Source organism: Pedobacter sp. UC225_61 (assembly GCF_044452285.1).
Classification (GTDB): domain Bacteria; phylum Bacteroidota; class Bacteroidia; order Sphingobacteriales; family Sphingobacteriaceae; genus Pedobacter.
In genome coordinates this window covers 3,285,247-3,298,476 of the sequence record NZ_JBIOAL010000001.1, presented here as the reverse complement: position 1 = coordinate 3,298,476, position 13,230 = coordinate 3,285,247, and the positions used below count along the sequence as shown (strand labels likewise).

General features: G+C 32.3%; 15 protein-coding genes. 11 read left to right on the top strand and 4 right to left on the bottom strand.

Annotated features, from left to right (window positions below; translation table 11 throughout):
• The 6 genes from ACHMWN_RS14990 (at nt 1) to ACHMWN_RS14965 (ending at nt 6,228) form a co-directional block, all read left to right on the top strand.
• On the top strand, nt 1–585 hold the full coding sequence (locus ACHMWN_RS14990; protein ID WP_397302687.1) for a toxin-antitoxin system YwqK family antitoxin: 585 nt from the start codon (nt 1–3) through the stop codon (nt 583–585).
• A gap of 23 nt (nt 586–608) precedes the next feature.
• Nucleotides 609–1,232, top strand: coding sequence for a toxin-antitoxin system YwqK family antitoxin (locus ACHMWN_RS14985; RefSeq protein WP_397302684.1), 624 nt, complete (start codon nt 609–611; stop codon nt 1,230–1,232).
• A gap of 2 nt (nt 1,233–1,234) precedes the next feature.
• Nucleotides 1,235–2,398: a dipeptidase gene (locus tag ACHMWN_RS14980; RefSeq protein WP_397302683.1), complete on the top strand. Its 1,164-nt coding sequence runs from the start codon at nt 1,235–1,237 to the stop codon at nt 2,396–2,398.
• 100 nt (nt 2,399–2,498) lie between these two features.
• Entirely contained in the window at nt 2,499–3,461 is a 963-nt protein-coding gene (gene trxB / locus ACHMWN_RS14975) for a thioredoxin-disulfide reductase (protein WP_397302680.1), read from the top strand.
• Nucleotides 3,462–3,613: 152 nt separating this feature from the next.
• Nucleotides 3,614–5,530 carry a beta-N-acetylhexosaminidase gene (locus tag ACHMWN_RS14970; protein ID WP_397302677.1) on the top strand — a complete coding sequence of 639 codons (1,917 nt, stop codon included), beginning with the start codon at nt 3,614–3,616 and terminating at the stop codon, nt 5,528–5,530.
• 95 nt (nt 5,531–5,625) lie between these two features.
• Nucleotides 5,626–6,228: a hypothetical protein gene (locus tag ACHMWN_RS14965; protein WP_397302675.1), complete on the top strand. Its 603-nt coding sequence runs from the start codon at nt 5,626–5,628 to the stop codon at nt 6,226–6,228.
• A 56-nt stretch (nt 6,229–6,284) separates the two neighbouring features.
• Here the strand turns inward: ACHMWN_RS14965 and ACHMWN_RS14960 are convergent, their stop codons facing one another.
• From ACHMWN_RS14960 to ACHMWN_RS14950, 3 genes are read right to left on the bottom strand one after another with little or no spacing between them, the layout of a single operon-like run.
• Nucleotides 6,285–6,848: a DUF922 domain-containing protein gene (locus tag ACHMWN_RS14960; RefSeq protein ID WP_397302672.1), complete on the bottom strand. Its 564-nt coding sequence runs from the start codon at nt 6,846–6,848 to the stop codon at nt 6,285–6,287.
• 33 nt (nt 6,849–6,881) lie between these two features.
• Nucleotides 6,882–7,481: a hypothetical protein gene (locus ACHMWN_RS14955; protein WP_397302670.1), complete on the bottom strand. Its 600-nt coding sequence runs from the start codon at nt 7,479–7,481 to the stop codon at nt 6,882–6,884.
• Entirely contained in the window at nt 7,468–7,965 is a 498-nt protein-coding gene (locus ACHMWN_RS14950) for an RNA polymerase sigma factor (protein ID WP_372820036.1), read from the bottom strand. The genes ACHMWN_RS14955 and ACHMWN_RS14950 overlap by 14 nt, the downstream gene beginning before the upstream one ends.
• 151 nt (nt 7,966–8,116) lie before the next feature.
• On the opposite strand from ACHMWN_RS14950, the gene ACHMWN_RS14945 reads away from it, so the two are divergent.
• From ACHMWN_RS14945 to ACHMWN_RS14925, 5 genes are all read left to right on the top strand, one after another.
• Entirely contained in the window at nt 8,117–9,502 is a 1,386-nt protein-coding gene (locus tag ACHMWN_RS14945) for a dicarboxylate/amino acid:cation symporter (protein ID WP_397302667.1), read from the top strand.
• Between the two features lie 21 nt (nt 9,503–9,523).
• Nucleotides 9,524–10,030, top strand: a complete 507-nt coding sequence (locus tag ACHMWN_RS14940; protein WP_397302664.1) for a hypothetical protein — start codon at nt 9,524–9,526, stop codon at nt 10,028–10,030.
• A gap of 16 nt (nt 10,031–10,046) precedes the next feature.
• A complete protein-coding gene (locus tag ACHMWN_RS14935) occupies nt 10,047–10,547 on the top strand; it encodes a hypothetical protein (RefSeq protein WP_397302662.1) in 501 nt (166 codons plus the stop codon).
• Nucleotides 10,548–10,613: 66 nt separating this feature from the next.
• Nucleotides 10,614–10,976: a BlaI/MecI/CopY family transcriptional regulator gene (locus ACHMWN_RS14930; protein WP_397302661.1), complete on the top strand. Its 363-nt coding sequence runs from the start codon at nt 10,614–10,616 to the stop codon at nt 10,974–10,976.
• A 4-nt stretch (nt 10,977–10,980) separates the two neighbouring features.
• Nucleotides 10,981–12,456 carry a M56 family metallopeptidase gene (locus tag ACHMWN_RS14925; protein WP_397302658.1) on the top strand — a complete coding sequence of 492 codons (1,476 nt, stop codon included), beginning with the start codon at nt 10,981–10,983 and terminating at the stop codon, nt 12,454–12,456.
• 123 nt (nt 12,457–12,579) lie between these two features.
• Here the strand turns inward: ACHMWN_RS14925 and nudK are convergent, their stop codons facing one another.
• Nucleotides 12,580–13,158: a GDP-mannose pyrophosphatase NudK gene (gene nudK, locus ACHMWN_RS14920; protein WP_397302656.1), complete on the bottom strand. Its 579-nt coding sequence runs from the start codon at nt 13,156–13,158 to the stop codon at nt 12,580–12,582.
• Nucleotides 13,159–13,230: the final 72 nt, after the last annotated feature.

The following is a 13,230-nucleotide window of genomic DNA, read 5'->3' as shown; positions in this document are numbered from 1 at the left end:
ATGAAATACGTTTTAACGCTATTCTGTTTTTTTGCCTTCTTAAAGGTAGATGCCCAGGTTAAGTCAATTTATTTTGGTTCACAAAATAAACTTATAACAGATTCGACTAAGGCTGTTTTTTATGGTTTAACAGGTAAAGTTAATGGGAATGATTTTTGGATTTTGAAGAAATATGACCTGTGGAATAATATTGTCGAAACTGGTTATTTCAAAGATGAACAATTGACTATTGAGCATGGAAAATTTACATATTATGCCTTTATAGATATTTTCAATATTAAATACGATACAGATTTTCCACATAAAAATAAAAATCGATTTGTTGCTGAAGAAGGTGAGTTTAATAATGGGAAAAAGGTTGGAGAATGGTTAACATTTTACCCTAATGGCAAAATAAGGACCATAATACATTATATCAACGGTAAAATGGATGGCAAATTTAGGTTGTTTGATATAGATGGAAAGATTTCAATTACAGGGCAACTTAAAAATGATTCTAAAGATGGTCTTTGGTTATATCAAGATGGCTTAGCTGAAGCTTACAAAGTTGGTATATTAATTGGAGCCAAGTATATAAGTAATTAAATAGTACTTATTTTTTGCAAAATATGATAAAGAATATTTTTTTATTCCCACTGTTATTTATTAACGCACTAGCTGTTAATGCTCAAGTTGCGCCATTATATTTTTACGGTAATCAAGTTACTACAGATAAAAATAAAGCAAATTCTTATGCAATTTATGGAAAGGTAAGTACAGAGAACGTTTGGACTTTTAAAAGATATGACTTGTATGATAATCTTATACAGACAGGTTCATACGAAGATGAAACATTAAGTACACCACATGGATATTTTAATTTCTATATGGACATCCAAACTTTTAACGATACACATAAAACTAATTTTACGATTAAAGGAAAAACTAGGTTTTTAAGTCAACAAGGAAATTTTGTACATGGTGTTGAACAAGGAAAATGGCTTCTTTTTTATCCTGATGGCAACATTTTAAGTACACAAAACTATGTAAATGGAGATTTGGATGGAGAATTTAAAATATTCGATAAATTTGGAAATGTAGAAGAAGGCGGAAATTATGTGAGAGGAAAGAAAGATGGGGAATGGATTTCTTTAGATGGCACTCGAAAAGATGTATATGAAAACGGAGAGTTAAAATCAAGTGTATTGATAACCGAAAAAAGTAAAAAGAAAAAACGACCTACTAATAAATAATAATGAAAAAACAGTATCTCTTTCTACTCCTGTTATTTTTTGGATCAAGTAGTATTGCACAAAATTCAATCTCAATTCATAATCAAGCTATTGTGGTAGATACACATGGCGATATCTTGTTCAATCAAATAAAATCAGGAATTGATATTGGGAAATTGCAAAAAACTGGAAATTTTGATTTAGTTAGAGCTAAAAAAGGTGGACTTGATGTGCAAGTTTTTTCTATTTGGTGTGATGAAAAGGGTGGTTATGCAGTTGCAAATCAAGAAATAGATTCTTTAGTAAGTTTAGTAAAAAGATATCCTGATAAGATTGCTTTAGCTAGAAATGCCACTGAATTAGAACAAGCTGTTGCTGCTAAAAAAATGGTAGCAATGATAGGTGTAGAAGGTGGCCACATGATTGAAAATAGCTTAGAAAATTTAGAGAAGTTAGCTCAAAGAGGAATGATTTATTTAACCCTTACTTGGAATAATAGTACATCTTGGGCAAGTTCTGCAGCAGAAGAAACTTCAGGAAAAGTGAAACCAGAAAATGCAGGATTAAGTGATTTTGGAAAAAAAGTTGTGCATAAATTAAACGAATTAGGAGTGTTGGTAGATCTTTCTCATGTTGGTACTAAAACTTTTTTCGATGCAATTAAAGAATCTAAAAAACCTGTATTGGTATCACACAGCTGTGTTTACGCTTTAAATCCAGTTGCTAGAAATTTAAATGATGAACAAATTAAAGCTGTTGGTAAAAATGGCGGGGTAATTTCACTTAATTTCTATAGTGGATTTTTAGATTCGACTTTCGATGCAAAACAGAAAGCATTTTTTAAAAAATACGATAGTGAATTAAAAGAATTAAGTGGGAAATATGGACGCAGTAATGCGATTGATACTTTAATTTCTTTACACAAAGCAGATGCCGATGCAACACGTCCATCTATTGAACTGTTAGTTGATCACATTGATTACATTGTTAAGCTAATCGGTGTTGATCATGTTGGATTGGGCGCAGATTTTGATGGAGCCGAATCATTTCCTTTAGGCATAGATGGAGTAGCAGATTATCCGAAAATAACCTCAGCTTTGCTTAAAAGGGGATATAAACCAAATGAAGTTACAAGAATTTTAGGCGGTAATTTTTTAAGAATTCTTAAAGCCAACAAAGGCAAATAAATTACAATCTACTGTAGATTTATTCTTTTTACTTTCGGCTTGCTATTCAGCTTTGCCCTTTCCAATTTAAAGCTTAAATTTGCACCATTAACATAAAAAAATGTCTCAAGAACAAGAAATAGAACATGTAAAGTGTTTAATTATCGGATCTGGTCCAGCAGGATATACAGCCGCAATTTATGCAGCTCGTGCAGATTTGAAACCCGTAATGTACACTGGAATGGAAATGGGTGGTCAGTTAACTCAAACTACAGATGTAGATAATTTTCCAGGTTATCCGAATGGGATTATGGGTCCAGAAATGATGGAAGATTTTAGGAAACAAGCAGAGCGTTTCGGAACTCAAATCCGTTTTGGTTATGTAAGTTCTGTAGATTTTGCTGCATTACCACATAAAGTAGTAGTTGATGAGATTAAAACAATTACTGCAGATACTGTAATTATTGCTACTGGTGCAACTGCAAAATGGTTAGGCTTACCAAGTGAACAAAAATATAATGGTTTTGGTGTTTCTGCTTGTGCAGTTTGCGATGGTTTCTTTTTCAAAGGTCAAGATGTTGCTATAGTTGGTGCTGGAGATACCGCTGCAGAAGAAGCTACTTATTTAGCTAAGTTGTGTAAAAAAGTTTACATGTTAGTACGTAGAGATGAGTTTCGTGCATCAAAAGCAATGGTTCATCGTGTGCTAAATACCCCAAATATTGAAGTGATTTACAACACAGAAACCACTGAGATTATGGGTAACGGTAAAAACGTAACTGGTGTTTGTGTATTTAATCACAAAACAAAAGAATCTAAGATTATTGATGTTGAAGGATTTTTTGTAGCTATTGGACATAAACCAAATACAGATATTTTTAAAGGTTGGTTAGATATGGACGATACAGGTTATTTAAAAACTATTCCTGGTACTTCTAAAACCAATATAGAAGGTGTATTTGCCAGTGGCGATGTGCAAGATCATTATTACCGTCAGGCGATTACTGCCGCGGGTTCTGGTTGTATGGCTGCATTAGATGCAGAACGCTATTTAGCAGCTAAAGAACATACTATAGTAGCTTAAGATTTTATTATATAAAAAGATATAAAAGCTTTCCAAGTAATTGGGAGGCTTTTTTATGAAAAGAAGTGATATTTTCAATCTTAAAAACTAAAATCATCATCACTTTTTCGCTAAATTTTATATCTTAGGCAACACAAACACATAAAATAAACATGAAACGAATTTCTTTACTTTTAGTAGCTACACTTACTGCTATCCAAAGTTTTGCGCAAACCGACGCAAACATGGGTATTATTCCAGCGCCTGTTTCCATTAAGAAAAGCACAGGAACTTTTCAATTAGACAAAACAGTAACTTTAATTAGTAATGAAACTGCAAATGCTAGAACTGCAGATTTACTAAATGCCTTTATTGTAACTAAAGGAGGTTTTGCATTAAGAGAAGCAAGGTCTGCAACTGCAGAACAGAAATCAATTGTATTAACATCAGTAGGTGCTGAAAAATTACCGGCGGAAGGGTATGTAATAAACATTTCTCCAACTCAAATCAAAGTAACTGGAAATGGTGCCGGTTTATTTTACGCGGTCCAATCGTTAATGCAATTAATGCCAGAGAAAAAGAATGATAAAATAACTATTCAAGCTGCGGAAATTAACGATTATCCACGTTTCAAATATCGTGGAATGCATTTAGACGTGTCACGACACTTCTTTCCAGTATCATTTATAAAAAAGTACATAGATATATTGGCAATGTATAAGTTGAATACTTTCCACTGGCATTTAACAGACGACCAAGGTTGGAGAATAGAAATTAAACAATACCCAAAGCTAACAACTGTTGGCGGCAAAAGAAATGGGACAATCATAGGAAATTATCCAGGAACAGGTGGTACAGATAATACAGAACATGGTGGTGTGTATACTCAAGATGAAGTAAAGCAAGTAATTGCTTATGCAGCCGCTAAATATATTAATGTAATTCCTGAAATTGAAATGCCAGGACATGCGTCTGCAGCAATTGCTGCTTACCCAGAATTGAGTGCTTTTCCAGAGCGAGATACATGGGTAGGAGAGAAAGCCCCTTGGTCTGGCGATAGAAAAGGAAAACAAGTACAGCAAACTTGGGGTGTATTTGATGATGTTTTTGTGCCAACAGATAATACATTTAAGTTTTTAGAAAACGTTTTGGATGAAGTAATTGCTTTATTCCCTTCAAAATACATTCACATAGGTGGAGATGAATGTCCGAAAGAATATTGGAAACAATCAGCATTTTGTCAGCAATTTATAAAGGATAATAATTTAAAAGATGAACATGGTTTGCAAAGCTATTTCATTCAGAGAATAGAAAAACATGTGAATGCAAAAGGAAGATCAATTATTGGTTGGGATGAGATTTTAGAAGGAGGATTAGCTCCAAATGCTACAGTAATGTCTTGGAGAGGTGAAGCAGGTGGAATTGAAGCTGCAAAACAAAGTCACAATGTAATTATGACGCCAGGTTCTGCTGGTTTATATTTTGATCACAAATCTTCAACTTCTCCAGATGAACCGTTAACGATAAGTGGGTTGGGTTCTGGATTTTCTAGCTTTCAAAAAGTTTATAATTACGATCCAATTCCAAAAGTACTTACCGTAGAACAACAAAAATATATTATTGGCGTTCAGGGAAATGTTTGGACAGAATATATGGAGACACCAGCCAAAGTTGAATACATGATTTTTCCTAAAATTTTCTCACTTTCAGAAATTGCTTGGAGTCCTGTTGCTAGAAAAGACATCAAAAACTTTACAGAAGAAAGAGTGCCTCTTCATTTAGCCAAATTGGATAAAACAAATACAAATTATTGGGTGCCAACACCAATTGGCCAGCCTGAGAAAGTAGTTAATGGGGAGAATTTTACTATAGAATTAAAAGCTCCAATAAATGGGGCTAAAATATATTATACATTAGATAATTATCGTCCATCTGAGACTGCTAAAGAATATACTGGCTCATTTAAAGTAATTGTTCCACAAGGTCAGAAGAAAACGCTTAAAACAATTGTAATTACACCAAGCGGAAAAAGAAGCGTAGTAACCGAAACAACATTCAATAACGGCGCTCCAGAAGTAAAAGCTAAATAAATAATTTTAACATTAAGAAGTTAGAGAAGTAAAACCTTTAATTTCATAATGTTAATACAAACAATTAATTACTCATTAAGAATGATATAAAACTCATGAAAGCTATTAAATTAGGTTTTTTTGCATTAGCCAGTTTATTCATTACCGCTTGTACTAATAATGATAAACCGTCAAGCATTGCTAAAACAGCAGTTGCACCAAAATCTGTAAATCCTTTTTCATTTTATAAAAGCATAGAAATTAAGCCTGGTTATCACTTTGAAGTTGTAAGTTGGGGTAAGGGTGTGGATACACTAGGTGGATACTTATTACTAATGTCTGATTCTATTAAAAATAACTATAAATCAATTTCAATTGAACGAAAAGGAATTATTACAGATGCCTGGAATATGGATCTAGACAATGATGGAAATCCAGAACTTTATATTCAATATGTGGCTAGAAAAAATGTAAACGATTTAAATGTTTACGAATTTGCTGGTAATAGTTTCGATAAAATAAGTTTTCCAGGATTAAATAGTGACCTTAAAAAAGGTTACCAAGGAAATGATAAATTCTTTATTAAGAATGGAGATTTATTTCGCTCTGTACCAGTTGTAACTATCGATAGCGGTAAAACAACTACGCTAATTAAAACAATTCAATATCAATTAAGAGGAAATGGTTTTTCTACAAGTGAGGTAAAACCCGAAAAATAATGAGTTTTCAGTTAGTAGTTGTCATTTTGTATCCAAAACTGCCAATTGCTAACTACTTATTGGTATTTATTCATTTCTGATCTAATAAAATCATCCCATCTACTTTGGGCTTCTAAATCAGAACCATGTTTGGTTTCTTCATCATAACGATTTTGCATACGATTATAATAATCGCTAACCTTATTTGCTGTAGCCTGAATTAGTCTTTTATAATTACTAGGTGTATATTTTTGATTTCGAATTTGAATATCGCCTTCTTTTAGTAATAAAAAATTAATGTAAACATGACCTTGCTCATGATTTAATAATTGTCTGCTGACTTTTCGATTGCTAATTCGATCTGGTTTTACCCATGATTTTTCTGGAACTACACCAGCAGAAAACTTAAAATCGATGTGAAGATGGTTGTCTCTAACAGTTGCGTTATAGCTGTAATGCCAAGTGGTGGCAGTTTCTGCAGCAAAAGCGGAATGTTCATCGGGCTGTGCTTTAAAATGAGTATCCCAATCAATTTGTTCAGGATACACTGCATCTTGCAGCGTTTTAAAACTGCTAAAAAACAAAACCATTGAAATAGTTATGATTTTAAAATAAATGGATGTAACGTTAACTTTCTTCATTTGATTGTATAGAACGAAAGCCGTGCCAATAAATTAATCGTGTTCGTGAAACTGTCCGATTATGCGCTCAAATTTTTCAATTAATAAGTCAATTCTTTCTTTATCCTTTTTAATTACAGCTTTTCGCACCAAAGTAGAGCAGAAAATCATCCAGCCAAAACTGATGACTACAAATAAAATTTGCACCCATAAATCCATGTGACCTAAAATTTCGAAGAAATAAAGTACCATACCTAAGGAAAGTGCAATGGCATAAAACCAGTATAAACGGTTGTAAAGACTAAAGCGATTTAATTGATAAAGTTTCAGCTTTGCTATAAATTCATTAGGGTTTACGGTAAAATCACTTTTAGAAATGATGCGATAATTGTTGTATAAAATTACGGTATAAACGCCAACAGCAATAATAATAATGCTAATTCCTGCATGAGTTGTCCATGATTGGAAATCGAAAAATAACCACAGTGCAGCAACTGCTAGAAAAGAAAATATCATACCCGCTATATTTAATAACGATTTGGTACGCATACTGCTTACTTCTTTTTTAGCCTGCTTTAACATTTCATCGGCAGATATAGTTACATCAACCGTATGCTTAGCCCAAAGCGCTTCTATATGATCAAATTCTTGCATTCTGATTGTATAATTCAGTCAATTTTTGTTTAATACGATGAATTTTTACTCTTAAATTTCCTTCACTAATCCCAGAAATATCTGCAATCTCATTGTATGGTAATTCATCCAATACCATAGTAATAATTAAGCGGTCATTTTCTTCTAATTTTGAAATTGATTTATAAAGTAAGGCGACTTGTTCATTCTTCTCAGAAAACTCTTCAACCCTGTTCTCTATAATATTCTCGGTAAGTTCATCCTTAGCTTGTCTTTTTTCTGATCGCAAATAGGTCAAACAAGTGTTAACGGCTATACGATAAATCCAAGTAGAGATTAGTGATTTGTTTCTAAACTTATCAAGATTTTGCCAAACTTTTAAAAAAGTTTCTTGTAAAAGGTCGTTAGCAGAATCTTTATCGCCTGTATAACCATAGCATAAGTGAAAAATCTTCTTAGAGTTCTTGTCGAAAATTTCTTTAAATAATACGTCTTTTTGGCTCACTTATTTGCTTTTGATAATCTATGGTTAGATGTTCCGAATATAGTTTTGTTACGGTTCAAATATGTAAAATAACTAATGCTTTATCAACAATGTTTAGAGAATAATTTTATTATTGTAGTTTTACGGTTTGAAAAATAGCTAAATCTAACCAATGTCTAATAAAAACAAACTTACGCTCTTTATTTTTATCGCACTTATATTAGGTGTGGTTGTAGGTTATTACTTAAATGTAAATAATTTCAGTGGAAATAATAATGCAATTGTTGGTGCAGATGCACAAGTGAAAAAAATTGAAGTTCAGATGGGTAATCTTACTGATACAACAGTAAGTCAATACGCAGTATTGAAAGCCCAAAAAGCAGATCAAGTTAAAATTCGCAAGGAAAATGAAACGGTAAGAGAGAAAAAACTGGAGCCATTTACTTTATTAAGTGATATTTTTCTTCGTTTGATAAAAATGATTGTAGCGCCTTTAGTGTTTACAACTTTGGTTGTAGGTGTAGCTAAAGTAGGTGATATAAAAGCTGTTGGCCGCATAGGCGGAAAAACTATGTTATGGTTCATAAGTGCGTCACTAATGTCGTTACTACTAGGGATGCTTTTGGTAAATATTTGGAAACCAGGCGAAGCCATGAATCTCCCATTGCCAAGTAGCCATACTGAAACCGGTATTAAGGCGACGGCATTATCTGTAAAAGATTTTATTGCTCATATTGTGCCTAAAAGTTTTGCAGAATCAATGGCTACAAATGAGATTTTACAAATTGTAATTTTCTCTTTATTTTTTGGTGTTGCAACAGCTGCTATTGGCGAAAAAGGTAAAGTAGTAATTGAGTTTTTTGATTCAGTAGCACATATTATTTTAAAAGTTACAGGTTATGTAATGAATTTCGCACCATTTGCAGTATTTGGTGCAATGGCGGCCATCGTAGCTAAACAAGGAATTAGTGTTTTATCTACTTATGCTTTATTTATTGGAGAATTTTATTCTGGAATGCTCATTTTATGGGTATTACTTATTTTAATCGGTTATCTCATCTTGAAAAAGAGAATATTTAACTTGATGAATAGGATGAAAGAGCCAATAATGTTAGCTTTTAGTACTGCAAGTAGTGAAGCTGCTTATCCTAGAACAATGTTGCAATTAGAGCGTTTTGGTTGTAAAGACAAAATAGTGAGCTTCGTTTTACCATTAGGATATTCATTCAATCTTGATGGTTCGATGTTATATATGACATTTGCATCTATATTTATTGCACAATGTTACGGTATACATTTGCCATTAGATAAACAGTTGACAATGTTACTTATTTTAATGTTGACTAGTAAAGGAATAGCAGGTGTTCCTCGTGCATCATTAGTTGTAATTGCAGGTACAATTGCCACATTTAATATTCCAGAGGCAGGTTTAGCTTTATTAATTGGAATAGATCCTTTATTGGATATGGGTAGATCGGCAACTAATGTTGTTGGAAATAGTATTGCAACTGCGGTAGTAAGTAAATGGGAAGGTGAATTGACTGGTCCATTAGATTAATTTGAAAATATAGTTATATACATGACGAGTAGAGGGAAAAAGATATTTTTATTTTTATCAATTGTAGTTCCATTTTTAATTTATTGCATTGTGTATTATGCACCAATTATCCGCAATGCACCTTTTAAGGCGAAGGAGTTTGTATCGTTAGAGTACAAATGGGGAGTTGGAACTAATTTAGAAAACTCTTATAATTCTGCCACGGGCGAATACAAATATTTAAACGATAAGGACTCCCTAATTGTTAAACATGTGGAACTTAATGCTAGAGATAAAAAATATTTAGATAGCAATGCTGATGAACAAGGTTTTTGGAATTTGCCAGATATTGTAGCCAATAATGAAAATGATATAAAAAATTCAAAGGCACCACGTTATTTCATGAAATTCAATTACCAAAAAAAATCAAAAGAGGTTACATATCTGTCAGATTTTGAAGGTAATATCCGAATGAAAAATGCAGCTGTGCAAATGCAAAAAATCATCGAGCAAAGTATTATAGACGCTGAAGAAAGGGCTAAAAAGTAATAACTAATTAATACAAATGGCTTTTAACTTTAAAAAAAACTTATCTCTAATTGCTACACTTGCTGTAATTTTAATTATTGCTCTGGTAGGTTATTATGTAATCAGTTTAAAAAAGGCGCCTTATTCAGTTACTAATTTCGAATCGTTTACCTATAAATGGGGTGTTGGCGATAGTTTATTAAATTCTTATTCTTCAAAAAATGGAAGCTATGAGTATGTAAACAATAGAGATTCGTTAATTAAGTCTCATGTTAAATTACGAGCTAACGATATAATTTTTATTCACAATAAAATTAATGAATTGGGATTATGGAGTTTGCCAGAAATTATTGGAAAGAAAGTAGAGAACTCAAAATCACCAGTTTACGATCTGCAATTTATCTATAAAGAAAAATCAAAAAGAATACTTATTTACAGTGATTTTGACGGTAATCCACAATTGCTAGATTCTGCAATGCAAATCAAAAATATAGTTCAAAAGGCTATAGATGAGGCAGAAAGCCGATATAATAACTAATCTTTAAATCATTGCAAATTTGCTTTTTTAACGCCATTGTCGTAAGTTTACGATATAATCGTAAATATGGAGAAGTTAACACTACAGGAAGAAGAAGCAATGCTTGCAGTTTGGCAAGTTGGGGCAGGTTTTATCAAAGATTTTATGGATGTAATGCCAGAGCCAAAGCCACCCTATACAACTTTAGCATCAACAGTAAAAAACCTAGAACGTAAAGGTTTCCTTAAAAGTGAGCGTTATGCAAATGCTAATCGTTATAGCGCAAAAGTTAAAGAAGCAGAGTATAAAAAACGTTTCATGAATGGCTTTGTAAATAATTATTTCCAAAGTTCTTATAAAGAATTAGTTGCCTTTTTTGCAAAGGATAACAAGATAAGTGCAGATGAATTGAAAGAAATAATCAATCTAATCGAGAACCCAAAGAAATAAGGTTATGCCACATTTTTTTATCATTCTGCTTAAGATAAATTTAGTGCTCATTTTATTTGCAGCAGCTTATTATCTTATTCTTCGCCGTTTAACATTTTATGTAATTAATCGTTTGTTTTTGGCTTTCGGTATTCTTTTTGGAACCATTTATCCTTTTATAGATTTAACCGATTTTTTTCATAAACAAAGTCCGCAAGTAGCAGCTTTTGTGCCGCAAGTAAAACAATTGATGCCATCTAGTTTTATTGAAGAGTATTGGCAATTGATAGCCACCATTTTTTATGCAGGTGTGGTAATAATGGCTTTCAGATTGATTGTTCAATTTGTTTCGCTTTACAGAATGCATAAAAAATCTGCTCCGGGTTGTGTGGAAAACTTCGAAGTAAGAATTTTAAATGAACCAGTTAGTCCATTTTCATTTTGGCAAACTGTTTATATCAATCCATCTTTACATCAAGAAAGAGAATTACAAACGATTTTAGAGCATGAACAAATTCACGTTAAAGAATGGCATTCTTTAGATATCATCTTAGCAGAATTAAGCGTGGTCTTCTATTGGTTTAATCCGGGTGTTTGGTTAATGAAAAAAGCTGTTAAGGAAAATCTAGAATTTATAACCGACGAAAAAATCTTAAAAAAAGGTGTAGATAAAAAAGCATACCAGTACAGTTTATTAGATGTTGGAAATTTAATGCCAGCCGTAGAAATTGTAAATAATTTTAACTTATCTGACTTAAAAAAACGAATTAAAATGATGAATGCTAAACGCTCATCAAAATTGACTTTAAGTCGTTACATGTTGGTTTTGCCAATTCTATTGTTAACTACACTTGCTTTTACAGTTTCTAAAAAAGACGTTAAAAAACATCTTGCTCCGATAAAACAAGCATTAATTTACGCAAGAATTATAGAAAAAGATGAAATTCCTGTAGTTGAAAAAAAGCAAGTGGTTAAAAAGAAGTTAGTTGATAAAACTATTGATATTGAGAAGGATACTACTTCATTAAAGCTTAATTTTATAGTAAATACAATTAATATCATAACAAATTCTTCCTATTCATCTTTACCAGATCTAACACCAGAAAAAGCTTTCATTATTGCAAGAAGAGAAGGGTCGCCCACAAATGTGAAAAATAAGGTTTCTGGAATGTTTATTCTAAAAACGGATTCACTAGGTGATAATAAAGAGCCAAAAATTGAAAATATATCTATTAGACTACGTGGTTCAGAAGTTTCTGCTACAATTGCAGATAAACCTTACACTGAGACCGTTATTGTGAGAGGTTTCAAAACTGGCACAAAGATACCAGATAGTGCAGCGAGAAAAGCAAGTGGGATTATTTATCTAAATGGACAAAAGATTAGTCAAGAAGATTTAAATAAAATAAAGCCAGATGAGATAAAAAACGTAACCATTCAAAGAGCTAAAACGATACAAGAAGTAACGGTTGTTGGTTACGGCAAAAAGACTAATCCTTAAGATCAATCTTTGTCATTAGTAACCACGGGATTGGAGTTGTCGTGATTCCCAATCAGATGGGAATCTTAAAGCATAAAACTGCCAATTCTATCAACTTACGATTCCTAATAAAGTTGGGAATGATTATAAGATGTTTTTTAGTTTTATGTATTGTAAAAGCATAATTGTCTTGGCATCTTTTATCTCCCCATTATCTAACATTTCAATTGCTTCATTAATTGATAATTCTAATACCTCGATGTTTTCTTCTTCTCCGTCTACACCACCACCATCATTAATTTTCATATCGCTAGAATACTCTGCGATAAAAAAATAAATTTTTTCTGTAACTGAACCTGGCGACATGTAGACTTCATAAATTTTACGAACGTCTTTAATTTTGTAACCCGTTTCTTCTTCAGTTTCTCGTTTAATGCAGTCTTCAGGATTGTCTTTATCTAATAAACCAGCACATGTCTCTATCAACATACCACCTTCATTACCATTTACAAAAGTTGGTAGCCTAAATTGTTTGGTTAAGATTACTGTTTGCTGAGTAGTATTGTAAAGTAAAATTGTAGCACCATTCCCTCTATCGTAAACTTCTCTGGTCTGTTGTTGATGTGTGCCATCTTTTTTTAAGTACTCATAAGTTAACTTTTTAAGAATGTACCAATTATCTGAAAGCAATTCTGTTTTTAAAATCTTTACGTCTTTTATCATCCCTATTTAATTGAGTTAAATGTAGTAAAGTTTAAAGTTTTTGAAGCTCAATTGCAGTTAATTATTTATACC